The sequence below is a fragment of the Allobosea sp. UNC402CLCol genome, from assembly GCF_000745475.1.
Taxonomy (GTDB): Bacteria; Pseudomonadota; Alphaproteobacteria; order Rhizobiales; family Beijerinckiaceae; genus Allobosea; species Allobosea spartocytisi.
Window position 1 is genome coordinate 247,797 of record NZ_JQJJ01000008.1, and the last position, 24,680, is coordinate 272,476.

Annotated in this window: 26 protein-coding genes and 2 tRNA genes; 14 read left to right on the forward strand and 14 right to left on the reverse strand. The window is 68.1% G+C overall.

Going from position 1 to position 24,680, the window contains the following annotated elements:
- Positions 1-4: 4 nt before the first annotated feature.
- From GY40_RS03185 to GY40_RS03200, 4 genes are all read left to right on the forward strand, one after another.
- The gene (locus GY40_RS03185) at positions 5-466 is read left to right on the forward strand and encodes a DUF6468 domain-containing protein (RefSeq protein ID WP_038358625.1); all 462 of its coding nucleotides are present in this window, start codon (positions 5-7) and stop codon (positions 464-466) included.
- A complete protein-coding gene (locus GY40_RS03190) occupies positions 463-1,287 on the forward strand; it encodes a MotE family protein (RefSeq protein WP_051987468.1) in 825 nt (274 codons plus the stop codon). The genes GY40_RS03185 and GY40_RS03190 overlap by 4 nt, the downstream gene beginning before the upstream one ends.
- A 237-nt stretch (positions 1,288-1,524) precedes the next feature.
- On the forward strand, positions 1,525-1,806 hold the full coding sequence (locus tag GY40_RS03195) for a hypothetical protein (RefSeq protein WP_051987469.1): 282 nt from the start codon (positions 1,525-1,527) through the stop codon (positions 1,804-1,806).
- A gap of 121 nt (positions 1,807-1,927) precedes the next feature.
- Positions 1,928-5,362 carry a hypothetical protein gene (locus GY40_RS03200; protein WP_051987470.1) on the forward strand — a complete coding sequence of 1,145 codons (3,435 nt, stop codon included), beginning with the start codon at positions 1,928-1,930 and terminating at the stop codon, positions 5,360-5,362.
- A 99-nt stretch (positions 5,363-5,461) separates the two neighbouring features.
- On the opposite strand, the gene GY40_RS03205 is transcribed toward GY40_RS03200, so the two are convergent.
- From GY40_RS03205 to GY40_RS03215, 3 genes are all read right to left on the reverse strand, one after another.
- Positions 5,462-5,806: a lipid-A-disaccharide synthase N-terminal domain-containing protein gene (locus GY40_RS03205; RefSeq protein WP_113254706.1), complete on the reverse strand. Its 345-nt coding sequence runs from the start codon at positions 5,804-5,806 to the stop codon at positions 5,462-5,464.
- Positions 5,806-6,552, reverse strand: coding sequence for a glycosyltransferase family 2 protein (locus GY40_RS03210; RefSeq protein WP_038358626.1), 747 nt, complete (start codon positions 6,550-6,552; stop codon positions 5,806-5,808). Before GY40_RS03210 ends, GY40_RS03205 begins: the two co-directional genes overlap by 1 nt.
- A gap of 252 nt (positions 6,553-6,804) precedes the next feature.
- Complete coding sequence (locus GY40_RS03215) at positions 6,805-8,502, reverse strand: ArnT family glycosyltransferase (RefSeq protein WP_038358628.1); 1,698 nt, start codon at positions 8,500-8,502, stop codon at positions 6,805-6,807.
- A 274-nt stretch (positions 8,503-8,776) separates the two neighbouring features.
- On the opposite strand from GY40_RS03215, the gene GY40_RS03220 reads away from it, so the two are divergent.
- Entirely contained in the window at positions 8,777-8,995 is a 219-nt protein-coding gene (locus GY40_RS03220; protein ID WP_038358629.1) for a hypothetical protein, read from the forward strand.
- 129 nt (positions 8,996-9,124) lie between these two features.
- On the opposite strand, the gene GY40_RS03225 is transcribed toward GY40_RS03220, so the two are convergent.
- The 4 genes from GY40_RS03225 to GY40_RS03240 all read right to left on the reverse strand — a co-directional run bounded on the left by GY40_RS03225 (position 9,125) and on the right by GY40_RS03240 (position 10,260).
- Positions 9,125-9,201: transfer RNA gene (locus GY40_RS03225), tRNA-Arg, on the reverse strand.
- 29 nt (positions 9,202-9,230) lie between these two features.
- Positions 9,231-9,536, reverse strand: coding sequence for an ETC complex I subunit (locus tag GY40_RS03230; protein WP_038358630.1), 306 nt, complete (start codon positions 9,534-9,536; stop codon positions 9,231-9,233).
- Between the two features lie 66 nt (positions 9,537-9,602).
- A tRNA-Pro gene (locus tag GY40_RS03235) sits at positions 9,603-9,679 on the reverse strand.
- A 98-nt stretch (positions 9,680-9,777) separates the two neighbouring features.
- The gene (locus GY40_RS03240; RefSeq protein WP_051987471.1) at positions 9,778-10,260 is read right to left on the reverse strand and encodes a DUF192 domain-containing protein; all 483 of its coding nucleotides are present in this window, start codon (positions 10,258-10,260) and stop codon (positions 9,778-9,780) included.
- A 204-nt stretch (positions 10,261-10,464) separates the two neighbouring features.
- Between GY40_RS03240 and GY40_RS03245 the strand changes: the two genes are divergently transcribed.
- Positions 10,465-12,294 carry a hypothetical protein gene (locus GY40_RS03245; protein WP_038358631.1) on the forward strand — a complete coding sequence of 610 codons (1,830 nt, stop codon included), beginning with the start codon at positions 10,465-10,467 and terminating at the stop codon, positions 12,292-12,294.
- Positions 12,284-12,982 (forward strand): CatB-related O-acetyltransferase, encoded by a 699-nt coding sequence (locus tag GY40_RS03250; protein WP_081925086.1) that lies wholly within the window; start codon positions 12,284-12,286, stop codon positions 12,980-12,982. Before GY40_RS03245 ends, GY40_RS03250 begins: the two co-directional genes overlap by 11 nt.
- Here the strand turns inward: GY40_RS03250 and GY40_RS03255 are convergent.
- Genes GY40_RS03255 through aspS form a run of 5 tightly spaced genes read right to left on the reverse strand, consistent with a single transcriptional unit; the run spans position 12,969 to position 17,409 of the window.
- Positions 12,969-14,021 carry an acyltransferase family protein gene (locus GY40_RS03255; protein ID WP_038358633.1) on the reverse strand — a complete coding sequence of 351 codons (1,053 nt, stop codon included), beginning with the start codon at positions 14,019-14,021 and terminating at the stop codon, positions 12,969-12,971. The genes GY40_RS03250 and GY40_RS03255 overlap by 14 nt on opposite strands.
- Positions 14,018-14,899 carry a glycosyltransferase family 2 protein gene (locus GY40_RS03260; RefSeq protein WP_038359946.1) on the reverse strand — a complete coding sequence of 294 codons (882 nt, stop codon included), beginning with the start codon at positions 14,897-14,899 and terminating at the stop codon, positions 14,018-14,020. The genes GY40_RS03255 and GY40_RS03260 overlap by 4 nt, the downstream gene beginning before the upstream one ends.
- 42 nt (positions 14,900-14,941) lie before the next feature.
- Complete coding sequence (locus GY40_RS03265; RefSeq protein ID WP_038358635.1) at positions 14,942-15,238, reverse strand: hypothetical protein; 297 nt, start codon at positions 15,236-15,238, stop codon at positions 14,942-14,944.
- A gap of 15 nt (positions 15,239-15,253) precedes the next feature.
- Complete coding sequence (locus tag GY40_RS03270; protein WP_038358637.1) at positions 15,254-15,625, reverse strand: hypothetical protein; 372 nt, start codon at positions 15,623-15,625, stop codon at positions 15,254-15,256.
- Positions 15,626-15,630: 5 nt separating this feature from the next.
- Complete coding sequence (gene aspS / locus GY40_RS03275) at positions 15,631-17,409, reverse strand: aspartate--tRNA ligase (protein ID WP_038359948.1); 1,779 nt, start codon at positions 17,407-17,409, stop codon at positions 15,631-15,633.
- 149 nt (positions 17,410-17,558) lie between these two features.
- On the opposite strand from aspS, the gene rnd reads away from it, so the two are divergent.
- Positions 17,559-18,698, forward strand: coding sequence for a ribonuclease D (gene rnd, locus GY40_RS03280; RefSeq protein ID WP_038358639.1), 1,140 nt, complete (start codon positions 17,559-17,561; stop codon positions 18,696-18,698).
- A gap of 69 nt (positions 18,699-18,767) precedes the next feature.
- Here the strand turns inward: rnd and fliP are convergent, their stop codons facing one another.
- On the reverse strand, positions 18,768-19,487 hold the full coding sequence (gene fliP, locus GY40_RS03285) for a flagellar type III secretion system pore protein FliP (protein ID WP_248311108.1): 720 nt from the start codon (positions 19,485-19,487) through the stop codon (positions 18,768-18,770).
- A 201-nt stretch (positions 19,488-19,688) separates the two neighbouring features.
- Complete coding sequence (locus tag GY40_RS28440; protein WP_156115852.1) at positions 19,689-21,059, reverse strand: flagellar biosynthetic protein FliO; 1,371 nt, start codon at positions 21,057-21,059, stop codon at positions 19,689-19,691.
- 220 nt (positions 21,060-21,279) lie between these two features.
- Between GY40_RS28440 and GY40_RS03295 the strand changes: the two genes are divergently transcribed.
- The 6 genes from GY40_RS03295 (at position 21,280) to flhB (ending at position 24,672) form a co-directional block, all read left to right on the forward strand.
- Positions 21,280-21,675, forward strand: coding sequence for a flagellar basal body rod protein FlgB (locus GY40_RS03295; RefSeq protein WP_038358641.1), 396 nt, complete (start codon positions 21,280-21,282; stop codon positions 21,673-21,675).
- A 26-nt stretch (positions 21,676-21,701) separates the two neighbouring features.
- The gene (flgC, locus tag GY40_RS03300; protein WP_038358643.1) at positions 21,702-22,112 is read left to right on the forward strand and encodes a flagellar basal body rod protein FlgC; all 411 of its coding nucleotides are present in this window, start codon (positions 21,702-21,704) and stop codon (positions 22,110-22,112) included.
- A 32-nt stretch (positions 22,113-22,144) separates the two neighbouring features.
- Positions 22,145-22,471, forward strand: a complete 327-nt coding sequence (locus GY40_RS03305) for a flagellar hook-basal body complex protein FliE (RefSeq protein WP_038358645.1) — start codon at positions 22,145-22,147, stop codon at positions 22,469-22,471.
- Between the two features lie 21 nt (positions 22,472-22,492).
- Complete coding sequence (gene fliQ, locus GY40_RS03310; RefSeq protein WP_038358647.1) at positions 22,493-22,759, forward strand: flagellar biosynthesis protein FliQ; 267 nt, start codon at positions 22,493-22,495, stop codon at positions 22,757-22,759.
- 80 nt (positions 22,760-22,839) lie between these two features.
- On the forward strand, positions 22,840-23,598 hold the full coding sequence (gene fliR / locus GY40_RS03315; RefSeq protein ID WP_038359952.1) for a flagellar biosynthetic protein FliR: 759 nt from the start codon (positions 22,840-22,842) through the stop codon (positions 23,596-23,598).
- Between the two features lie 6 nt (positions 23,599-23,604).
- Positions 23,605-24,672 (forward strand): flagellar biosynthesis protein FlhB, encoded by a 1,068-nt coding sequence (gene flhB, locus GY40_RS03320; protein ID WP_038358649.1) that lies wholly within the window; start codon positions 23,605-23,607, stop codon positions 24,670-24,672.
- Positions 24,673-24,680: the final 8 nt, after the last annotated feature.

The window sequence follows — 24,680 nt, forward strand, 5'->3', positions numbered from 1 at the left end:
AGCCATGACGATCAACCTCATCGCCGATGCGCTTGTCGCCAGCCTGCTCGTCGCCACCATCATCACCTGCTACATCCTGGCCAAGCGCATCGAGCGGCTGAAGGCGGACGAGGCCGGGATGCGCCAGACCGTCGGCGCGCTCGTCACCGCGACCGACAATGCCGAACGCGCCATCGCCGGCCTCAAGAACACGCTCGGCGACTGCGACCGCACGCTGGAGGAGCGCCTGCGCACCGCCGAGCGCTACGCCGCCGACCTCGCCGCGCAGGTCGAGGCCGGCCAGGCCGTGATGGAGCGCATCGGCCAGATCGTCAGCGCCGCCGCCCTCGTCGCGAAGCCGGTAGCCGAAGCGCAGCCGCCCGCCCCGGTCGAGCCCACCCCGCTCTCCCGCCTGGAAAGCGCGGCGCAGTCCGCCGCAGCGATCCGCGCCCGCGCCGCCCGTCGCCTCGAGGGCCAAGCTGCGTGATCGAACGGCCCCGCCTCCTGCCGGCAGTCATCCTCGGCGCCATGGGTCTCCTGGCGCTGAAGCTGCTCGCCTGGACGGCGGAGCCCTATCGGGGCACGATCCCGGCAAGCCCCCCGGCCTTCGCCGCCTCCGCCAAGGCGAAGCCCGAACCGGAAGTCCGGGGGCTCGCCAAGGGCATCGCCCGGGCCCACGCTCCCGATATCTTCGACCCGGAGACGACGGGCTCGGTGCCCGCCCCCGATCCGAAGAAGGACAAGGAGAAGGCGGAAGCCGACGCCAAGGCGGAAGCCGCCCGCGCCGCGAACCCGAACAACAAGGCCGGCATCATGAACGGCACGGCGCAGCCCGTCTCGCCAGCCGAAAAGGCGCTGCTGGAACGCCTCGGCGAGCGCCGCGAGGAGCTCGACGGCCGCATGCGCGAGCTGGAGATGCGCGAGCGCCTGCTCGACACCGCCGAGAAGAAGCTCGACGGCCGCGTCGGCGACCTCAAGACCCTGGAAGAGAAGAACAGCCCGGCTGCCAGGGCCGCCGTCGAGGAATCCAAGGCGATCAAGAACCTCGTCATCATGTACGAGGCGATGAAGCCCAAGGACGCCGCCCGCGTCTTCGATCGGCTGAGCCTCGACGTGCTCGTGCCGGTGGTGCAGCAGATGAACCCGCGCAAGATGTCGGAAGTGCTCGCCGCCATGGCTCCCGAGCGGGCGGAGAAGCTCACCATCGCGCTGGCGACGAGCGGCCGCGGCCCGGCGCTCGACCGCGTCGCGAGCGAGGCCGCCCTGCCGGGCAACGAACTCCCGGCGATCGCGCCGGCCTCGCGCTAGGGCATCGGCTCGAAAAAGGGCGTGCGGCTTTGGGGAAAAGCCGATGCCAAGACAACGAGCCAAGGCATCGGATCGAACACGAGACCGATCCAATGCCGTAGCCCCTGTACCCCGCCCCATCACGGTCAAGATTCGTTCAGGAGCCGTTCAACCGGAGAGGCGCGAATTTCTGTTATCCGACAGCCGACCCGGCGACTGCCAGGAACCGATTATCCGGGTTATTGACGGACGACCTCCATGAAGCTGGCCCGCTACCTGCTCCCGCTCGCCATGCTCGCCATGACGACGAGCTATGGATTGGCGCAGACCGCCACCCCGGCCCCCTCCGCCCCGGCGAAGCCTGCCGTCACCGCGCCGGCTCCGGCCGCTCCCGCCAAGCCGGCCACGACGGGCGCCAAGACCACGGTGAGCGCCGCCGACAAGGCTGCCAAGTCAAAGGAATGCTCGACCCAGGCCGATCAGAAGGGGCTCCACGGCAAGGCGCGCAAGCGCTTCCGCGACGACTGCAAGCGGCATTGATGCCGGCAAGCCGGGGCGCCGCGTTAAGCAGCCATTATGCTTGACGCAGTAACCTGCGCGCAGGTCGGCGCATCCCCCGGGATGCGAGTCCGGCCTGCCGCGTTGGGTCGAGTCTCCGGTTTTGCGTCTGTCGCGTTCCCTCGCTTTCGGTATCGGGCTGACCGCGCTTGCGCTTGCGGCCGGTCTGAATGCGCCTGCTCTTGCCGCCAGCGCCACGCTGCGCGGCGAGGCGATGCCGGCCGGCTTCGGCCGCCTTTCGCTCGCCTTCGACCAGCCGACGCAGACGCGCGTGCGCGTCGCCAACGGGGTGCTGATCGTCGCCTTCGGCGATCCTGTCACGGTCGATGTCGCGAAGGTCGCGCGCGAATTGCCGAACTATGTCTCGATCGCCCGCATCGATCCGGACGGGCGCGGCATGCGCTTCGCGCTGACGCAGCCCTATAAGGCCAATCTGATCGAGGCCGGCGACAAGGCCTTCATCGACCTCCTGCCGCAGAACTGGACCGGCCTGCTGCCCGGCCCGCCGCCCGAGGTGATCGCGGAATTGACCCAGCGCCTGCGCCTGGCCGAGGCGAGGGCCAGGGAGGCGAGCCGACAGCCGCCGGCGCCCGCGGCCATGCTGTCGATGCGCAGCGCGAGCCTGCCGACGCTGGAGCGCCTGATCTTCAAGGCGCCTGCCGGCACGGCGATGGCGTCCGACCTCTCCGACGGCAAGCTCAAGCTCACCTTCGACCGGGCGATGAACGCTGACGAGGCCGCCCTTCGCACCGCCCTGCCAGAAGGCATCGCGCTGGCCGCGCTCGACGCCGGCAAGGAGCGGCTCAGCCTGACGCTCGCCTTGCCGCCGGACTGGCAGGCGCGCAGCTTCGACGACGAGACCGGGCTGGTCGTCGACCTGCTCAGGCCAGCCAAGCCTTCGGCGCTCTCGCTTGCGTCCCTGCAAACGCTGCCCGAGCCCGCAGCCACCCCCGTCGCCGCCTCGCCCGTGTCGGCGCAACCGACCGAGGCCACGGCCGCGGGCAGCTCCGTTCCCGCCCAGGAAGCCAGGCTCACCCCCGGGGCGACACCACCCGCCGCAGCGCCGGCTGCGCCCGAGCCCGCCCCGTCGAAGGTCGCGATCGTCGCGGCCGAGAAGCGCCTCGACTTCCGCTTTCCCCGCCCCACCGGCGCCGCCGCCTTCCTCGACTCCGGCACGATGACGCTGGTTTTCGACACGCGCGACACCATTGACCCCGCCGATTTGACCGGGCGTTTGCCGCAGCAGATCGAGGACAGCACGGTCAGCCGCGAGGGCAAGGCCACGCTCGTCAGGCTGCGCCTCGCCGGCCAGCCGCTCGCCCGCTTCTTCGCCGACGGCAACGGCTGGTCGCTCGACCTCGCTGAGGAGGGCGGCGGGCCTGCCGCGGCGATCGAGCCACGGCGCGGCGTCGACGAGCGCGGCCAGACGATCCTCGCCGTGCCGATGCCCGGCCTGACCGGCGTGCACTGGCTGGAATCCGGACCTGCGGGACTGCCCGTCGCCGTCGCCACCACGCTGGGCCCGACCCGACTGACGCCGAAGCCCTACCGCTTCGTCGAGTTCGGCCTTTTGCCCACCGCGCAGGGCCTCGCCGTCCAGCCGCGCTCGGACGACATCGTCACGCGTGCCGGCACCAACGAGGTCCGTATCGGCCGTGCCGGAGGGCTCACCGTCTCGCTCGACGTCTCCGGCCAGGACGGGACCCAGGCTGCCGCCCAGTCGGACCAGCCGCCGCCGGCGCCTCCCCTCCTCGACCCAGAGCGCTGGGCCAAACTGCGCCTCGGCTCGCCGCAGGAGCAGGCCCGGGCCCTGATCCAGGATGCGGCGGGCGCATCGCGGAGCCACAAATCGGAAGCAAGGCTGGCGCTCGCCCGCTTCTACCTGGCAAATCACCTCGCCCCCGAGGCCCTTGGCCCGCTCGATGCGCTGATGCGGGACGATCAGCCGATGCGCGCGAATCGCGAGGCGCTCTTCCTCAAGGGCGTCGCGGCGGCGCAGATGCACCGCAACCCGGAAGCGCTCGCCGCCTTCGAGGCGGCGCCGATCAAGGACGATGCGGAAGCCTCCCTCTGGCGCGCCCTGATCGAGCAGCGCCTCAATCGCAATGCCCAGGCCCTTGCCGGCTTCCGTCGCGGCGAAGCGTTTCTCGAGCGCTACCCGGCCGACCTTCAGGGAGAATTCCGCGAGGCGATGACGCGTGCCGCCCTCGCGACGCAGGACATGGGCATGGCCGAGCGGCAGGTCCAGGCCCTCGCCGACATGCCGCGCGACAACTTCGACCAGGAGAAGCTGGCTCTGCTGCAGGCGATGCTCGACGACGCCAGCGGGCGCGCCGACATCGCGATGAACGGCTACCGACCCCTGTTCGAGGCCACGAGCCGCCCCGTCGCGGCGGAGGCGCAACTGCGCGCGGTGAAACTCGCCGACACCGACAAGCGCAGCGACCTGAAGGTCGACGAGGCCGTCGCCCGGCTCGAAACCGTCTCGGTGGTCTGGCGTGGCGGCCGCGTCGAGATCGAGGCCCTGGCCGAGCTCAACCGGCTCTACACCGACCAGAAGCGCTGGCGGGACGCTTTCCTGATCGCTCGCCGCGCCAACGAGAATTTCCCCGACGATCCGCTGACCCGGCGGATGCATGACGAGACGGCACAGCGCTTCGCCGAGCTCTTCGCCGATGGCGGCGCCGACAAGCTGCCGCGCATCGACGCGCTCGCCCTCTTCTACGATTTCAAGGAGTTCCTGCCGATCGGCCGGCGCGGCGACGAGATCACCCGCCTGCTCGCCGACAGGTTGGTGGAGCTCGACCTGCTCGACCAGGCGGCCGAGATCCTGAAATACCAGATGGACCGACGCCTGACGGGGGCGGCACGCTCGACGGTCGCCGCGCGTCTCGCCATGATCGACCTGATGAACGGCAAGCCCGCCGATGCGGTGCGCGCCCTCAACGCGACGCGCCTCGTCGAATTGCCGGCCGATGTCAGGCGCGCCCGCCTGCTGCTGGAAAGCAAGGCCCTGTCCGACCTCTCGCGCACCGATCAGGCCTTCGAGATGCTCGAGAGCGAGCGCGGCCCGGAAGTCGACCGGCTGCGTGCGGATATCTATTGGACCGGCCGGCGCTGGCGCGAGGCGGGCGAGGCCTATGAGCGCATCCTCGACGAGAGCTGGCGCGGTGACAGCCCGCTCACCGACAGCCAGCGCGCCGACGTGATGCGCGCCGGCATCTCCTATGTGATGGCGAACGAAGCGCTCTCGCTCGACCGGCTGCGCAGCAAATTCGCGCCGAAGATGGCCCAGAGCGCCGATGCCCGCACCTTCGCCTTCATGACCGGGGCGAACCGGAACAAGGCGGCCGACATCCGCGAGCTGGCGCGCGCCGCCGCCAGCGCCGACACGATCTCGGAGTTCCTCAAGGCCTATCGCGAGCGCTACCCGGCCTATTCCGCGGCGATGCGCAAGCCGCAACCGCCGGGCGCGGCCGGGCCAGCTCCGGCCTCCCAGGGCGCGGCGGCCGACGGCGCCCCGCAGTCGAACGGTTGAGAGACCTCCGTTCCGTCATTCCGGATCGGCGCGGCTTCGCCGCTTGTCCGGAATGACGACTTTCGGCTGACGACGTCGGCCTCCGGCACCGAACGAACCTCAGCCCGGCCCGGAATTGGTATCCTCGCCTCGCGCCTTCGCCCGCAGCACGAATTGCAGGTTGCGGAGATAGACGAAGACGCCGAAGCCCTGGCCGACGATGAAGACCGGATCGCGTCGGTAGAGCGCGTAGACCAGCAGCAATGCTCCGCCACCGATCGAGAACCACCAGAACGTCATCGGCACGACAGAGCGCTTCGCCTTCTCGCTCGCCAGCCATTGCACGACGAAGCGCATGGTGAAGAGTCCCTGCGCCACCACGCCGAGCAGCACCCACCAGTCGATGTTGTTGACGAAGACGTCGTGGAAATAGTTTCCGACGGCCTGTTGCAGGTCGATCAGCATCAGAGGGTCTCCGCGACGATCTGCGGCACGCGCTTGCGCCGGCGGATCAGCCACCAGACGCCGGCAAGGTCGAGGATGCCGACCCAGAGCCGGTCGAAGAAGCCGTAATTCGAGACGCCGGTGAGCCGCGGCCGGTCGCGCACATCGACATGCACCACCCCGTAGCCCTCCCGCACCATCAGCGCCGGCATGAAGCGATGCAGCGCATCGAAATAGGGCAGCGCCAGATAGGCCTCGCGCCGGAAGCATTTCAGCCCGCAGCCGGTATCGCGCGTGCCATCCCTGAGCACGCGCACGCGCACGGTGTTGGCGATGCGCGATTGCAGTTTCTTGAAGCCGGTGTCCTTGCGGCCGACGCGCTGCCCTTGCACCAGCCCGGCCGCCAGCCCGGCCTTCTGAAGGGCCTCGACCATCTCCGGCAGGAAAACGGGATCGTTCTGGCCGTCGCCGTCGAGCGTCGCGACGATGGCCGAGCGGGCATGGCGCACGCCGCTGCGCACCGCCGCGCTCTGCCCGCAGGATTGCGCATGGGTGACGACGCGCAGCCATGGCTTGGCCGCCGCGAGCGCCGCCAGCGCCGCGGCCGTCCCGTCCGTGGAGCCGTCATTGACGTAGACGACCTCGAAGGGGCCGATCGCGGCGCAGGCCTTCTCGATGTCGGCGACGAGCGGCGCGATGTTGCCCTCTTCATTGCGCACGGGCACGACGACGCTGAGCAAGGGCTGAGGGGAAGGGACTTCGGTCAAAACGGCTTCATCCGGGACATGGCTGGCACTGCTCTAGAGCAAGATGCGGCTGTGTGTGAACCACTTTTGCGTTCTGGACGGCACTGTGGACATTCTACCCCTCACCCTGAGGAGCGATGACAGGGAGCATCCTGGAGGATGTTTCGGGACGCTCGGGAGCCATCCGAAGCATCCTTCAAGACGTCATTCCGGGCGGAATGGCGCCCCGGGACGAGGGCCTTTCTCATGTCCATCTGGTTCCGGGGCCGATGGTCAGCCCGGCTCCTTGGCGAAGACGGCGATCGAAAGCTTGCGCCCGCCATTCAGGTTGAACCCCTCGATCGTCGTCAGCAGGCGCGGTTTCACCGGCGAAGCAGCCAGCGCCGCGTCGAATTCGCCGGCGAAGCGGCTCTCCACGAAGGCGACGCGGCATCCGGGCTGATCGAGGAAGGCGGCGGCCTGCGTCCCGCCCGCCGCCATGGCAAGATCGGTACCGGTCAGGAAGACGAGACTCGGCTCGCGATAACCCAGCGTGATCACGGCCGGATCGGCGCAGCCCGCCGCCTTCGCTGCCTGTGCCAGCCGCGGCGAGAGCTTGAGCGAGCGCAGGCTCTCGATGGCGAAGGGATAGATCGCGACGGTCAGGAACAGGCTCGCCAGCACGCAGCGCCAGAGCGCGCCCTCGAATTCGAGCCGCCGAAATGCGGCAACGACGCTCACCCCGACCGTCAGGACGAGCGCGAAGAACGGCAGCGCCAGCCACGGGACCGCATGATCCAGCGTCCAGTTGCCGAAGATGACCACGGCCATCAGGGCGAGCGGCACGGTCACGACGAGCGTCGCCGTCGCCACCGCCCCGCGCCGGTGACGAGCGATACCACCATTGACGACGGCCAGCAGCAGCAAGGCCGTGATCGCCGGATAGAGCGGCAGCACGTAATGCGGCAGCTTGGTCGGCACCGCCTCGAAGACGATCCAGGACGGCAGGATCCAGGCGATCAGGAACAGGATCTGCGGCTCCTTGCGCCGGACCCAGGCGAAGGGCACCGCCATGGCGGCGAAGGCCGCTGCCGGCCAGTAGGTCGCGAAGAAGAAGAGGAGATAGAGCCCCGGCGGCCCCCAATGCTTCTCCTGCCCCTCGGCGACCTTGCCGAGCATGTCCTGCCCGACGCTCTCGGCGAAGAAGCTGCCGCCGGTCTTGACCATGATCGCGACGAACCAGGGCAGCGCGACGATCAGGCAGAGCAGCAGCCCCGGCCCGAAGCGCAGCGGCTTCAGCCAGCGGAAGGAGCGCTGGCTCGCGCTCAGCACGAGGATGGCGAGGCCCCAGACCATCGGTACGATGGGGCCCTTGATCAGCAGGCCTATGGCGGTGGCGCCCCAGAACACCAGCCAGTTGCGCCGGCTCGGCACGAAGGCGAGCGAGCGTGTCCAGTCCAGCCAGGTGCGGGCGAGCGCACCCATGCTGGCGACGGCACAGGCGGCGAGCACGGCATCGGTCTTGGCGATACGCGCCTCGACGCCGAGCAGCACCGCCGTCGCCATCAGAGCAGCGCCCAGAAGCGCAAGCGGCGGCGACAGGAAGGCCAGCAGCGCCCAATAGGTCAGGAGCACGGTCGCCGTCGCGCCAATCAGCGAAGGAAGGCGATAAAGCCAGATCTGCGTGCGTGCCTCGGGCACACCGAGCGCGGCGCCAGCCTTCACCGCCGCGCTTTGCAGCCAGTAGATGCCGACGGGCTTCTTGTGCCGCGCCTCCTCCTGGAAGCGGATATCGACGAAATCGCCCGTCTCCAGCATCTGCTTGCTGGCCTGCGCGAAGCGCGGCTCGTCGCGGTCAATCGGCTGCAGCGTGCTGAAGCCCGGCAAGAAAGCGCAAAGCGAGAGCAGCAGCAGGAAGGCACAGGCGCGCGCGTGGCTGGCCGAGACGAAAGCCGTGAGCCGGTCGATCGCGGGCGTGAGTGAAAACATCATCCATCCTCGCGACGCCGAGGCCGCGCTTTTGCCGAGAGAGCCGGTCTAGCCGAAGAGCCGCTCCCGATGAAGCGCCTTTCGGGCGCGATCAAGGCAGCGCGCCTGGCCCGAGCGCAGATGCCGGGCGCTGAGCCGGGCGCCTGCCAGACCCGCCCGCCGCGTTGGAGGGCTCAGCCCAATCCGCAACCAGGCGCTGGCTTCGAAATTGCGCGGCCGTCGGCAGCTATGCCTATGCCGGCCCGATTTGAAACAGTTTGTACCGCATGGGGCCATCATGTCGTTGAAGCACGACCAAAAACAGTTCGTCTCGAACTATGACGAGTGCACCGTTCTTCTGTTGAGCGCGTTTTTCTGCGTGACCGGGCAAACGGCAGCAGACAACCACTTGCGAAAGGCCATCGAAGGCCTGCTGGTCGACCTGACCGAAGCCGAAAAGGAAAGAGCCCTTTCGAACATCGTACAGTTCGATCCGCGACACCCGCGCGGTCGCTGATCACTGGCGAGGCTGGAGCGTTCCGGGAACGGCGCGCCGCACCCATCGGCGCGGCTCTAAGTCAGAACGAATAGCAGCATGCCTGTCAGAACGCCTCGAAGAATAAAGAGGAATTCCGCTATGAAACGATGGCGAGCCCGGCAGGATTCGAACCTGCGACCAGCAGCTTAGAAGGCTGCTGCTCTATCCATCTGAGCTACGGGCCCGTAACCGGTTCTATCCTCGCCTCGACGCTTCAGTGCGTCCACTGACCGATGCGCGAGAACTTGAAATTGTCCGAATAGGAGATCGAGCGGCGCACGGGCTCATGCGGCTGCTCGACGCGGTAGGGGATGCCGTTGCGGGTCGCATAGGCAACCGCCTCGGCCTCGCTGTCGAACCAGAGCTTGAGCTGGCTCTTCATGTCGGAGGAGGAGGTCCAGCCCATCAGCGGCTCGATCTGGCGGGCGCTTTCCGGTTCGTATTCGAGCAGCCAGCGCTCGGTCTTGGCCGTGCCGGACTGCATGGCCGTGCGGGCGGGGCGATAGATGCGTGCGGTCATGAAAGCGCTCTGCCGTCACAAAATCCCATGCAGCCCGAAAGCCAGGCTGCGGCGTGACGTTTCCAGTGGTCGGGGCACCAGGATTCGAACCTGGGACCCTCTGCTCCCAAAGCAGATGCGCTACCGGGCTGCGCTATACCCCGACGGCACTCGAAACGTTGCGGTTCGCTATCACGCCATGGGCCGAACCCGCAAGCCAAAGCGAAGCGGTCTCGCCCCGCAGGACGCCACCCGTCGCCGTTCAGCGCTTGAACAGCGCGTGCTCGACCTTGTCGCCCGGCTTGATGCCGAGCTGCCGGCTGACACCGCCGTTGATTTCCAGCACCGACAGCACCGGCTCGCCGGACGGAATCGTCCGCGTCGACAGCGGCTCGGTGTTCTCCGCGATGCGAGCGATCGTGCCATCGGCCCGGATGAACAGCATGTCGAGCGGAATATAAGTATTCTGCATCCACATCGCCACCGGCTCGCTGCCTCCGAAGTCGAACAGCATGCCCCGGTCCGGCGGCAGGTAGTTGCGATACATCAGGCCCTTGGCACGCTGGTCCGGCGTGCGCATCACCTCGACATGGAAGGCGTGCCGCGTGCCGCCGCTCACGATCGTCAGCGCTTCGAGCCCGGGCGCCTCCCCTGCGGCCGGCTGGGCCTGTGCCCTCACCCCCAGGGGAGCGAGCGCGGCGAGGAAAAGCGCGATTGCGGCGAAAGCGGTTCGGAGGGCATGCATCGCTTCTGAACTCCATGGCGATCGTCGCCGGGCTCCGAGCTAGAAGGCGGCGATGGCGAATCTTCGGCAGAAGGCAGCTTTCCGCCGTCTCAGGTCAAGAATTCCGTCATGATCATTCGCTCCTATGACGCCCTCGAGCGAAGGACGGCTTTCTTTCGCCGCTCGGTTGCGGCAGTTTCGCCCGGCACTGAACAGGAGAATATCATGACCGCTGCGCGCCTTCGCCGGCCAACGCATCTCGGGAACACGGCTCTCGCGGCTGTTTTCGTCGCGTTTTCCGCTCCTGCCTGGGCCGCGGATTTCCAGGTCGACAACGTCCGCATCGATCTGGGCCGGCTCGTCATCAGCATCCCGAAGGTCGCCGTCAAAGGCTCGAATCTCGAGAAGGACGCCTTCCTCGCGCTTTTCGCCAGCGGTGCGAACGAGCCCGCCTCGACCCGAATCGCGAAGCTGACCGCAACCGAGATCAGCGCGCCCGAGCTCACCATGGAGCAGGCGTTCGGCGAGCAGAAGCAGTCCACGACCTATCGTGACATCCGCTTCACCGACATCCGCGAGGGCAAGATCGCGCATGGCGAATCGGGGAGCGCCAGCCTCAGCGCCCAGGGTGGCCCTGCCGGGGCGATGAAGGGCACGCTGAAGCGCACCGCTTTCGACATGCTCGATCTCAAGCAGTCGGCGCGTGTCCTCACCGAGAAGGCGGCGCCCGGAACGAACGAGCCCTATGTCCCGGTGATCGGCAGCTTCGAGCAGGACGGCTACGACATCGACATGGGCCAGGCCGGCAAAATGTCGATCGGCAAGACCACGGCGCGCGGCTTCACGGCGAAGGTCGGGCCGGAGCCCCTGCTCGACCTCCTCGACAAGGTCGGCAAGGGCTCCGAGGAGCTCGAGAAGAAGGCGGACGACAAGTCGGCCGCCAAGGACGACAAGAGCGATGTCGAGAAGCGCTTCGCCCTGTCGATGCTGACGCTGTTCGACATGTTCGAGTACGGCAGCGGCGAGGCGCGCGATTTCAAGGCCCTGATTCGCCCGCCTGCGGCAGACAAGGGCGCCAAGCCGAAGGATCCGGTCGAGTGGACGATCACGCGCATGGCCTTCGGCGAGAATGCGCCGGACAAGTCGGGCTTCGCGATCGAAGGCATGGCGTTCACCAGCGGCCCCGGCAAGGGCAAGGTCGATTCGATCAGCTATTCCGGCTTCTCCTTCGGGAATGCCGCGCGTGAATTGCGGACTCTGCTCGCCAGCCCGGACGCAAATCTGGAGCAGATCGACTACCGGCGCTTCATTCCGAAGATCGGGACCATGCGCCTGACCGGGCTTTCGGTCGATGCGCCGCCGATCATCCCGGGCAAGCAGCCGATCAAGATCGCTCTCGGCACCTTCGAGCTGAAGGGTGGCGAGCCGCTGAACGGCATTCCGACCAGCCTCGGCCTGACGATCGACAAGCTGGTCACGCCGGTCGTCGATACCGGCGACAATCCGGGAATCGCAGAGTTGCTCGCCATGGGCATCGACAAGCTCGACCTCTCGGCGAAGCTCGACCTGGCCTGGGAGGCAGCGAAGAACGAGCTCGCCATCCGCACCCTCTCGCTCGGCAGCGCCGGCCTCGTGCAGCTCGATGCCAACGGCACGCTCGCCAATGTGACGCAGGACCTGTTCTCGAGCGACCTCGCGCTCGCCCAGGTGGCGGCGCTCGGCGCGACGGCTCGCAACCTCCAGATCAAGCTGCAGAATTTCGGTCTGGTCGAGAAACTGATCGCGAAGCAGGCGCGCGACACCGGCCGCAAGGTCGAGGAGGTGCGCCAGCAGTTCACGATGGTCGCGAGTGTCGGGCTCGCCGCCATGCTGGGCCCGTCCGATGCGGCCAAGACCCTGGCGTCGGCGGCCTCGCGCTTCGTCGCCAAGCCCGGCACGCTGACGATCGACGCCACGGCGAAATCGCCGTCCGGCCTCGGCCTCGCCGACGTGCTGACCATCACCCAGCCGACCGAGATCTTCGACAAGATCGATGTCAAGGCCGATGCCCGATAAGTCGGAGGGCGCCATCGCGCCCGAGGATCGCGACTGGCGCCCTTCCGCGCTGCAGGCCTGGTGGGCGGGCCTGCCGCCCGTCACCCGCGGCCTGCTGCGCAAATACGTGAACCGCGACAACCAGACCCGGCTGCATCTGGCGCATCTCGTCGCCCGGCGGCCGGGCCAGATCGTCGCCGGCGCCTATACCTATGGCCGGCCGAAGGTGCGCTTTCCCGAGAGCGGGGCGAAGCTCGTCATCGGCCGCTACGGCTCGATCGCCGACGGCGTCGAGATCCTGCTCGGCGGCAATCACCGGCTCGACTGGACGACGAGCTATCCCTTTCCCGCCCTGCCCCGGCTCTGGCCGGCAGCGGCGGGCTTCACCGGGCATGACGCGACGCGCGGCGACGTCATCATCGGCCACGACGTCTGGCTCGGCTCGCAATGCATGATCCTGTCCGGTGTGACGATCGGCCATGGCGCCGTCATCGCCGCCCGTGCCGTGGTCAGGCGAGACGTGCCGCCCTATGCCATCGTCGCCGGCAATCCGGCCCGCGTCTTCCGCTTGCGCTTCGACGAGGCGAAGGTCGCGGCCTTGCTGGAGACGCGCTGGTGGGATCTGCCCAAGCCGCGGATCGACGCGTTGCTGCCACTCCTGCTCAGCAGCCGCATCGAGGAGTTCATCGCCGCGGTCAGGGGCCCTTGAGCAGGCGGCGCTTCAGGCCGAGCGCCGGCTTCTCGACGAGGAACCAGGACAGCGCCGCCACGACCAGCGTGACGGCGAGCGAAGGCCAGAGCAGCGCCATCGCCCCGAGGCCCGGGAACAGCGCATGCAGCGCCTGCTGTGCCGGCCAGCCATAGAGATAGACGCCATAGGAGAGATCGGCCGGCGGCTCGACCGAACGGCGTGTCAGAGCCGGGGCCAGCGCCAGCACAAGGACGCCCCAGGCGCTGACGAGATAGAGTGCCGCCTTGTAGAGCGGCGTGAAGGACAGCGGCACCAAAGCGAGAATGGCCAGCGCCAGCAGCGGCAGCGAGAGCGGCACCCTCTCGCGATAGAGATAGCACAGCCCCCCGGCGAGGAAGATCAGCGGCAGGCGCAGCGCCGTCTCGGTGCCTTTCGATCCGTGAGGCGTCACGACCTCGCGCAGCACCACCGCCAGCGTCAGGGCCAGCCCGGCCGCCAGCATGACGCGCGGCTTCGCCAGCAGGCCGGCGAGCCCGGCGACGAGCACGCCGAGATAGCACAAAGTCTCGTATTTCAGCGTCCACACCGTTCCCATCGGGAATTGCAGCGGGTTGTGCTCGAAGACGCCGGGAAGCGCCGCCGAGCTCTTGAAGCTGGTCAGCGTCGCGGAGATGAAGCGCCAGAGCCGCGGGTCCCTGACATAGCTGCCGAGATCGAGCGAGGTCATCGCCGCGCCGAGCAGCAGCGCCACGACCAGCGTCGCCGCGATCAGGCCGGGCGCGATCCTGAGCAGCCGCGCCACCACATAGTCGCGCCAGCCGCGCCTGACGAAGCTCATCGTCACGAGGAAGCCGGAAATCGCGAAGAAGCCGTTGACCGCATGCTCGCCGAGCGTGAAGCCGGTGGTCTGGAACCAGGGCTCCTGCTCGACGCGCCCGTCGGTGACGCTGAAGGCGTGCGAGACCACCACGGCGAGCGCCATCACCAGCCTGAGCAGGCCGAAATTATTGTGCGGATTGGCGAGCGCCTTCTCGATCCTCGGCGCGTTGCGGATCATGACGCGGTCTCCAGTCCTTCATATGCCAGCGCCGTCTCGCCGCGCGCCCAGGCGCGCGCGCCGGCCGCGGAGCCGGCATGGGCGAACATCTTCTCGCGGTTGAGGAGGACGCCGTACCCCAATGCCTTGCCGAGATTTTCCAGCCTGCGCAGCGGCGCCGGCTCCGGCAGGCCATATTTGCGGGCGATGTAATGCTCCGACCAGGCGAGGTGCCAGCGCGCCTTGAAGCGCCGCTGCGGAGACGGCGCACTCGACTTTCCCCGCCCATGCCGTGCCTCGGCACCATCGACATGGATGAGGGCATGGCCGGCATCGCGCATCCGCCGGCAGAGATCATCATCCTCGTAGAACAGGAAGATCGCCGGATCGAAGCCGCCGAGCGCGAGGAAGGTTTCGCGCGGGATCAGCAGGCAGGCACCGGAGAGGAACGGCAGGCAGGCATCGCCCTCCGGCACGACCATCGCACCGCTGCGATTGAGATGATCAGGCGAGAGCAACGAGCGCGGCTGCAGGAAGACGCGCCCCGAGGGCTCGACGATACGCGGCGCCAGCATCCCGGCATCGGGGTAGCGCTCGGCCGCCGCCAGCAAAGCAGCGACAGCGCCCCGCTTCAGCTCCAGATCGGGATTGACGATCAGCACATAGGGCGTATCCGCCGCCGCCACGCCGAGATTGTTGGCGCGGCCATACCCTTCGTTGCGGGCATTGGCGATGACGCGCGCGCCGCGCTTCTCCGCGATGCCCCGGCTGTCGTCGCCGCTGGCATTGTCGACGACGATCGCCGGCACGCCCTCGCCTGCCAGCGCATCGAGGCAGGCAGGCAGAACTTCGGCGCTGTCGTAGCTGACGACGATGGCGGTGATCGCGGCGGCGGGCATTGCGGCCTTCTGGCCATGCGAACCGGCCGGAATCAAGCGAATTCAGCGCCGCGACAGCGCCGTGAGTTCGCCCTGCACCCGCTCGCGCTCGGCGCTCCCGCAAGCATGCGGCGCCTTGTAGGACCGCACCGCATAGCCCGCATTGGCCGCGACGAAGGCCGCCCGCTCCTGCCGGTCGAGCCGCGCGATGATGCGGCCGCGATCGACGCGCAAGCCGCAATCATAGCCGCGCGAAACGGTCGCGGCGGCATATTCGACCGTGCCGGGGATCGGGCCGGCGCTCGTGCAGGCGGTGAGGCCGAGCAGGAGCGCTGCCGCGAGAGATGGTTTCGGAAGCATGCCCGTCTGGCCGGCTCAGGGTGAGTCGAACTGGCCGGCCCTGATTCGGGCCATGCGCTCCTTCAGCGCGGCGCGCTCCTCAGCCGCACAGGCTTGCGGCCGCGCATCCTGATTGACCATCTCGGCCTCGGAGACGGAGACATAGGCCGAGCGCGCCGCCGCGATCTGCTCAGGCGTGGCGCCACGTGCCGTCTCGGCCGCCAGGAAACGGTCCAGCGTCGAGCGCTGCGGCGAGCCGGCCTTGCAGGCGCTCGCCCGCGAGATCGTCGTCGCGAGGACCGAAGCGCGGCCGGCGCTGGTGTCGCCCCCGTCGGCGACGCAAGCGCCCAGCGGCAGCGCGAGGAAGCAGGCGAGCAGCAGGGCTCGCCCGACAGGCAGCGAAGGCATGGTCGTCAGCCGTTCTTTTCGGGCAGGTTGACGCGCAGATGCGCCTCGCGCAGCTGCTTCGGCGTCGCTTCGGCCGGAGCGCCCATCAGGAGGTCGACGGCCTGCTGGTTCATCGGGAACAGCGCGACCTCGCGCAGGTTCGTGGCGCGCGCCAGCAGCATGATGATGCGGTCCACGCCCGCCGCCATGCCGCCATGCGGCGGAGCGCCGTACTGGAAGGCGCGATACATGCCGCCGAAGCGCTCGATCACCGTCTCCTCGCCATAGCCGGCGATCTCGAAGGCCTTCACCATCGCCTCGGGGCGGTGGTTGCGGATGCCGCCGGAGGCCAGCTCGAAGCCGTTGCAGGCGATGTCGTACTGGAACGCCTTGAGCGAGAGCGGGTCTTCCTCGGTCAGCGCCTTCAGGCCGCCCTGTGGCATCGAGAAGGGGTTATGCGAGAAATCGACCTTCTTCTCGTCCTCGTTGTACTCGAACATCGGGAAATCGACGATCCAGGCGAAGGCGAAGACGTTCTCGTCGATCAGGTTGAGTTCCTGGCCGACCTTGTTCCGGGCGCTGCCGGCGAACTTGTAGAACTTGTCCGGATCGCCCGCGACGAAGAAGCAGGCGTCGCCGCCCTTCAGCCCCATCTGCTTGATGATTCCCGCGACGCGCTCAGGCCCGATGTTGTTGGCGATCGGACCCTGGCCCTCGCCGTCTTCCTTGACCATCAGGTAGCCGAGGCCGGGCTGGCCCTCGCCCTGCGCCCAGGAGTTCATCCGGTCGCAGAAGGCGCGCGAACCGCCGCCCGGAGCTGGAATCGCCCAGACGCGGTTCTTCTCGCCCTCGAGGATGCGCGCGAAGACCTTGAAGCCCGAGCCGCGGAAATGCTCGGAAACGTCCTGCATTTCGAGCGGGTTGCGCAGGTCCGGCTTGTCGGAGCCATATTTGGCGATCGCCTCGGCATAGGGAATGCGCGGCCAGTTCTTCTGGACGGTGCGGCCCTCGGCGAATTCCTCGAACACGCCGGTGATCACCGGTTCCATCGTCGCGAAAACATCCTCCTGCTCGACGAAGCTCATCTCGACGTCGAGCTGGTAGAACTCGCCCGGCAGGCGGTCGGCGCGCGGGTCCTCGTCGCGGAAGCAGGGCGCGATCTGGAAATAGCGGTCGAAGCCCGCCATCATCAGGAGCTGCTTGTACTGCTGCGGCGCCTGCGGCAGCGCGTAGAACTTGCCGGGGTGCAGGCGGCTCGGCACCAGGAAGTCGCGCGCGCCTTCCGGAGAGGACGCGGTCAGGATCGGCGTCTGGAACTCCGAGAAGCCCGAATCCTTCATGCGGCGGCGCATCGAGTCGATGACCTTGGTGCGCAGCATGATGTTGTTGTGCAGCTTCTCGCGACGCAGGTCGAGGAAGCGGTACTTGAGGCGGGTATCCTCTGGATATTCGAGATCGCCGAAGACCGGCAGCGGCAATTCGGCCGAGGGACCGAGCACCTCGATGCCTGTCGCGAAGACCTCGACCGCGCCGGTCGGCAGGTTGGCGTTCTCGGTGCCGGCGAGACGCGCCTTGACCTTGCCGTCGATGCGCACGACCCATTCCGAGCGCAGCGTCTCGGCGTCCGCGAAGGCCGGCGAATCCGGGTCGATCACGACCTGCGTCATGCCATAATGGTCGCGCAGGTCGATGAAGAGCACGCCGCCATGGTCGCGAATGCGATGGCACCAGCCGGAGAGACGGACATTCTGGCCGATGTCGCTGTCACGGAGCGCGCCGCAGGTGTGGGAACGGTAGCGATGCAAGGTCACGGTATCGGTCTTTCGGCAAAAGGCGCCGGGAACAGGCCGAAAAGGCCAGCGCACAGCTTTTCGGGGCTAACCACACGCGCGCGCCCGAAATGTCAAGAACGCCCGCGACATCCCGCATCGCTGTCTGCTATGAGCCGAAAGCCATGCATCTGATCACCGATACCGCCGAGCTCTCCGCAGCCTGTGACCGCCTTGCGGCTCATCCCTTCGTCACGGTGGACACCGAGTTCCTCCGCGAGACGACCTATTATCCGAAACTCTGCCTGATCCAGCTCGCCTCGCCGGATGAGGCGGTGCTGGTCGATCCGCTCGCGCCCGATCTCGATCTCGCCCCCTTCTTCGGGCTGATGGTCAACGAGGCCGTGGTGAAAGTCTTCCACGCCGCCCGCCAGGATCTGGAAATCGTCTGGCTGCTCGGGCGCGTGCTGCCGACGCCGCTTTTCGACACCCAGGTCGCCGCCATGGTCTGCGGCTATGGCGACTCGGTCGGCTACGAGCAGCTCGCCAACGACCTCGCCAAGGCGCGCATCGACAAGTCCTCGCGCTTCACCGACTGGTCGCGCCGCCCTCTCACCGAGGCGCAGCTCTCCTATGCCGAATCGGACGTCACCCATCTGCGCCAGGTTTATCTCGCGCTGAAGGAGGATCTCGACGCCAGCGGCCGCGAGGCCTGGGTCGCCGAGGAGATGGCGGTTCTGAGCTCGCCCGCCACCTATGAGGTCAAGCCGGAGAATGCCTGGCTGCGCCTCAAGGGCCGCATCCGCAAGCCGCGCGAGCTGCCGCTGCTCATGGAGATCGCCGCCTGGCGCGAGCGCGAGGCGCAGAGCCGCGACGTGCCGCGCCAGCGCGTGCTCAAGGACGACGCGCTGATGGACATCGTCCAGCGCGGCCCGCGCTCGGTCGAGGCTCTCGCCGAATTGCGCTCCGTGCCCAACGGTTTCGAGCGTTCGCGCAATGGCGGCGAGGTTCTCGCCGCGATCGAGCGCGCAGCCGCGATCGATCCGAAAACCCTGCCCCGGCTGGAGCGCGAGCGTGGCCGGCCGACCAACGGCGCGGTGCTCGACCTGCTCAAGGTGCTGCTCAAGGCGACCGCCGACGCCGAGCGCGTCGCGCCCAAGATCATCGCCACGGCCGACGACCTCGAAGCCATCGCCTCCGACGAATTGTCGGATGTGCCGGCGCTGAAGGGCTGGCGGCGCGAGGTCTTCGGCGAGAAGGCGCTGGCGCTCAAGAACGGCCAGCTCAGCCTGCGCATTCAGCGCGGCCGGGTCGTGGTGGGCTAAAGCCCGGCTGAATCAAGCTCTGAGGAACCGCGTTCAGCCAATTGATCCGATACGTGATTTAGCGATGATTCACCCACCGCCATAGCTCTTCACCAGCGAGCCGGCGACCAACCCCCAGCCATCGACCAGCACGAAGAAGATCAGCTTGAACGGCAGCGCCACCGTCACCGGCGGCAGCATCATCATGCCCACCGACATCAGGATCGAGGCGACCACGAGGTCGATGATCAGGAAGGGCACGAACAGCAGGAAGCCGATCTCGAAAGCCCGCCTAAGCTCCGAGATCATGAAGGCCGGCACCAGCACCTCGATGCCGATATCCTGCGGCGTCTGGGGGCGCGCGCCCTGCGACATGTCGAGGAAGAGCTGCAGGTCCTTCTCGCGCACATGCTTCAGCATGAAGGTCCTGAAGGGCACGACGCCGCGATTATAGGCTTCCTGCGGCTGGATCTGCCCGGCGACGAGCGGCTGCACGGCGGTCGTGTAGGCTTCCCGCAGGGTCGGCGCCATCACGAAACCAGTCAGGAACAGCGCCAGCCCGATGATCACCGTGTTGGGCGGCGCCGTCTGCGTGCCCAGCGCCGAGCGCAGCAGCGACAGCACCACGACGATGCGCGTGAACGACGTCACCATGACCAGGATGGACGGCGCCAGCGACAGCACCGTGATGACGGCGATGAGCTGGAGCGCCCGCTCCGCCACGCCGCCGCCCTGCCCGAGATCGAGCGACAGCGTCTGCGGCATTGCCGGCGTCGCGACGAGGCCGAGCAGCAGCACCGCTGCCGTCAGGGATCGGCACAGGCGCCGCCGTCTTGCCGTGGCGAGGTAGGGTATCACGCGCGACCGTCGCTGCCGCCCGACTCAGACGATCGGGCGAGACGAAGCTAGCGGGCGGGCATCGGCAAGCAACCGCGGCGGACCGGCCCGCCGCAGGATCGGCGACATTCCTGTTGATGGCGGCGGCCGGGCTGTGCCGGCGCGCCGCGCCGCTCAGGATTTCGCCTTGGGATCGCGGCCGAGCAGCCGGGCGAACTCGGCCTCGATCGCATCGACCGAGAACGGATCGATCTCCTTCGCCGGCTCCGGCTCCTTGGCTGCCTCGGCCGGCTTCTGCGGCTCGGGGGCCTCGGCCGGCTTGGGCTGCGCGGCCTTGGGCTGGGCAGGCTCCGCGACGGTCACGGACGGTTCCGGCTCCACCGGTCCAACGACCGGCGCGGGCTTCTCGCTGGCGTTTTTTTCAGCGGCGGGCTTTTCAGCGGCGGGGCTCGCCTGCGGCGGCTTCGGCTCGGCATGCGCCGGCGGCACGCGCGCCGGCTTCAATCCGAGAGCCGCCTCGAGCTCGGCTTCCATGCTCGTCGCCACCGAAGCCGGGGTCGACGGCGCTGCGGGAGCATCCGGAGCCGGCTGAGCTTTCGCCGGCTCGGCCGGCTTGACCCGGTCCGCAGGCGCGAAGGGACCGGCCGGCTTGGGCGGCTCCATGGTCTTGGGCGGCTCGACCGGCTTGAACGGCGAAGCGATCGGCTCCCGGCTCGTTGCCGGAGCGACCGGCGCAGGAGCGACGGGCTTGGGCGGCACCACGACCGCCTCTACCTGCGGCTCGGGCGGCAGATTCGCGGGCCGCACGGCCGAGAACGGACGCTTCAGCGCCGCCTCGAGCTGCTTCGTCATGTCGTCGAGTTCGTCGGCGCTCACGGCGGGCGCCGGCGCATGCTCGCGCGGGAAGCTCGGCGCCGGGCCGGTCGTCATCGGGGGCATGGGAGCCGGCGCCGGCGGAACCGGAGCGGGCGCAACCGGCGTGGGCGCAGCGGCAGCGCCGACCTCCTCGAGGCCGAGCGCGGCTGCAACGCCCGCGCTCGCGGCGGTGGCAGCCTCGGCATGCGTATGCGAATGGCGGGTGGGCAACGGGGGCAGGACGTCGGGGCTGGCGGAAACCGCAGCACCGCGGCGAATCTCGTCACCGGCCCGCAAGGCAGGCTCGCTCGGCGGCACCAGCGTCTCGAAGGGCGGCAGCGGCCTGTCGGGCGCCGCGCCCTCGCTATAGGAGGGAGCCGTGGCGCGCGCGCCGCTGCGCAGGATATTGGTCTCGACGACGACGTCGGAGGCCCCGCCGAGCATGATGAGATGCTCGACATTGTCGCGGCGGATCAGCACGAGCTGGCGCTGCCGGTCGAGATCATAGGTATCGACGATGCCCAGCCGTGGCTGGCGCTGCCGACCGCCGGCCTGCCCGCGCATCCTGAGGCGCCCACCCTGTATCTGCCGAACGAACAGGCCGAGCAGGGCAAGAAGCACCAGGATGACCACGGAGGCGACGATCACCTTCTGTGCGGTCGTGAGTTCCAATCCGAACAAGCTCTGCAAGGTCTGCCTCTTCCGCGACGGCCGCCCTGGGCGGCAGAAGTTCCGCTCAAGGTTCAACACCTTGGCTATAGCATAACGCTTTCCTTAACGGGAAACATGGTGAACGCGTGGTTAACCGGTTATCCGAAAGGCGATGCGTTTAACGCCTTCTTAACCATGAGCCCGGCAAGATTTGCCCAGTGAGGCGGCCATGCGGGCCCGCCCCTGCGAGGCGGCAGCCATGGCGAATGACGGCTTGAACATCGGCGGCGGCCTCATGCAGGCCCTCAAGCTGCGCATGCATTACCAGCAGTCGCGGCAAAAGGTGCTGTCCGAGAACGTCGCCAATGCCGATAGCCCGGGCTTCCGCCCCGTAGACCTGAAGCCGCCGGGCTTCGACCGGGGCGGCGTGGCGCTCGCCCGCACCAGCGCCGGACATATGAGCCTGACCGGCGGCAAGGGCGGCTTCGACAGCACCGGCGCCCCGCGCTTCGAGACGACCCCGAACGGCAACGCCGTCAACCTCGAGGACGAGATGATGAAGGTCGCCCAGAACCAGTCCGACTACCAGCTCGCCGCCTCGCTCTACAGCAAGGGCCTCGGCCTGATGAAGATCGCGATCGGCAAGGGCCGCTGAAGCAGCGATCGCGGAGGGAGCATCTCATGGAATTGATGAAGAGCCTCGCCATCGCCGCCTCCGGCCTGCGCAGCCAGTCGGGGCGCATGCGCGTCATCGCCGAGAACATCGCCAACGCCGATTCCGGGCCGGAGCGCGCCGGCGCCGACCCCTATCGCCGCAAGGTGCCGAGCTTCCAGCGCCATTTCGACCGCGAGCTCGATGCCCAGACGGTCGCGCTCGGCCGCGTCCAGCGCGACCCCAGCGCCTTCCGCGTCAAGCACGAGCCCGGCAACCCGGCTGCCGACGCCAGCGGCAACGTGCAGATGCCGAACGTCAATTCGCTGGTCGAGATGGTCGACATGCGCGAGGCCCAGCGCAGCTACGAGGCCAACCTGAACCTGATCTCCTCCACCCGGCGGATGATCCAGCGCACCATCGACATCCTGCGCGCCTGAACAGCGCGCCTCCAGAAGGAGACTGAACCGCCATGGCTACACCGGGCTTCGCTGCAGGCGCCTATGCCTCGATCGGGGGATTGGGCGCCGGCAATCTGATGAAGAAACCCGCCGCCGGCATCGGCGGCGCGGAAGCGGGCGGCCCGGACTTCTCCGCGCTGCTCGGCAAGGCGCTCGACTCCACGGCCGAGGCCGGCCGCAAGGCCGACGTCCAGACGGCGAGCGTCGCCGCCGGCCGTGCCGACGTGGTCGATGTCGTCACGGCGGTGGCCGAAAGCGAGACCGCGATCGAGACGCTGGTGGCGGTGCGCGACCGCGTCATCGCGGCCTATGAAGACATCATGCGCATGCCGGTCTGACGGCGGGGACGGATCGAAACCATGACTTCCGGAGCCATCCTCGACATCGCCCGCGACGGCATCGTCGTCTTCCTCAAGGTCGGCGGCCCGCTGATGGCGGTCGCGCTGCTCGTCGGCCTCGTCGTCTCGCTGGTGCAGGCGCTGACCCAGATCCAGGAGCAGACGCTGGTCTTCGTCCCGAAGATTCTCGCCGTCTTCGCTTCGCTGCTCCTGCTTCTTCCGTTCATGGGAGACGCGCTGGCAGGTTATATGGGACGGGTCGCCGTCCGAATCGCCACGGGCGGATGAACCTGCCGCGGCTGCGCCCCGCCCTCGCCGGTGGTGCCGTCCCGCGGCGTCCATTCCGGCGCGAGGATGACCGCGGCACGATGCAGATCGCGATCCTGCCCCAGATCGGCGCGCTGTTCGTGCTCGTCTTCGCGCGGGTCGGCACGCTGGTCATGCTCATGCCCGGCATCGGCGAGCGCTTCATCTTCTCGCGCGCCCGGCTCTCGCTCGCCTTCTTCATCGCGCTGATGATCCTGCCGATGGCGCGTCCCTCGCTGCAGATCCCGGAGACCCTCCCCGCCCTGGCCACGCTGCTGATCGGCGAATTGCTGATCGGGCTCGTCATCGGCGTCTGCGCCCGGCTGGTGATGGCAGCGCTCCAGACGGCCGGCACCATCGTCGCCCAGTCCATGGGCCTCGGCTTCGCCATGACGGTCGACCCCACCGGCGGCAACCAGAACCCCTCGATCGGCAACTTCCTGACGATGCTCGGCATCACGCTGATCCTCACCAGCGACCTGCACCACATCGCCATCGCCGCGATCCACGAGAGCTACCGCCTGCTGCCGCCCGGCGGTGCGCCGGATCTGACGGACGTGATGACGCTCGCCGTGCGCTCCACGGCGCAGGGCTTCGCGCTGGCGGTGCAGATCGCGGCGCCCTTCATCGTCTTCGGCCTGCTCTTCAATCTAGGGCTGGGCGTGCTGGCGCGGATGATGCCACAGCTCCAGGTCTTCTTCCTCGCCGTGCCGGCCTCGATCTTCGGCGGCATGCTGATGCTGCTCGTCGTCCTCGGCGTGATGATGAGCGTCTTCATGAACGGGCTCGGCGTCTTCCTGCGCCAGTTCACCGGGGGCTAGCGCGGGATGGCGGACGACTCCGACAAGGAAGACAGGACAGAGGACCCGACCCAGCGAAAGCTGGACGAAGCCACGGAGAAAGGCGACGTCCCCAAATCGCAGGAGATCGGCACCTTCTTCGTGCTCTGCGGCTTCACGCTGTCGCTGCTGGTCGCTGCCGGCTGGTCGGCACGCGACGCCATGCTCTCGCTGCGCGGCTTCCTGATGAACGCCCATCAGGTTCCGCCCGACGGCGCCGCCTTCATGCAGGTGACGCGGCAAGGCGTACTGACCGGCTTCATGGCGCTCGGCCTGCCCTTCGCCTTCATCCTCTGCGCGGGCCTGGCCGGGGCGTTCATCCAGCACAAGCTGCTCTGGACCTTCGAGCCGCTGATGCCGAAATTCGACCGCATCTCGCCGATGGCGGGCCTCAAGCGGCTGTTCGGCAAGGAAGCCTGGGTCAACTTCGCCAAGGGCCTCGCCAAGACGACGCTGATCGGCATCGTGATCTGGTACACGCTCTGGAACCAGCACGACCGGCTGGAAGCCTTCGCCGAGATGAACGTGTCCGCGCTGATGCCGGCGGCGCTTTCGCTGGCGATCCAGCTCATGGGCGCGGTGCTGGCGCTTTTCGCCGTCATCGCCATCGGCGACTTCGTCTGGCAGCGCTTCTCCTGGTACCAGCGCCAGAAGATGACGAAGGAGGAGCTCAAGCAGGAGTTCAAGAACTCCGAGGGCAATCCCGAGATCAAGGCCAAGCTGCGCCAGATCCGCAGCCAGCGCGTGCGCAAGCGCATGATGGCGGCCGTGCCCAAGGCGACGGTCATCATCACCAACCCGACCCACTTCGCGGTGGCGCTGCAATACGAGCCCGGCATGGCCGCACCGCTCTGCCTCGCCAAGGGCGTCGATGCCGTCGCGCTCAAGATCCGCGAGGTCGCGGGCGAGCACCACGTCCCGATCGTCGAGAATCCGCCGCTCGCCCGCGCGCTCCATGCGACGGTCGGCATCGACGAAGAAATTCCTGTCGAACACTATCAGGCTGTCGCCGAAGTCATCGGTTACGTCTTGCGCCTGAAGGGCCGCCGCGCCTAACTCGACAG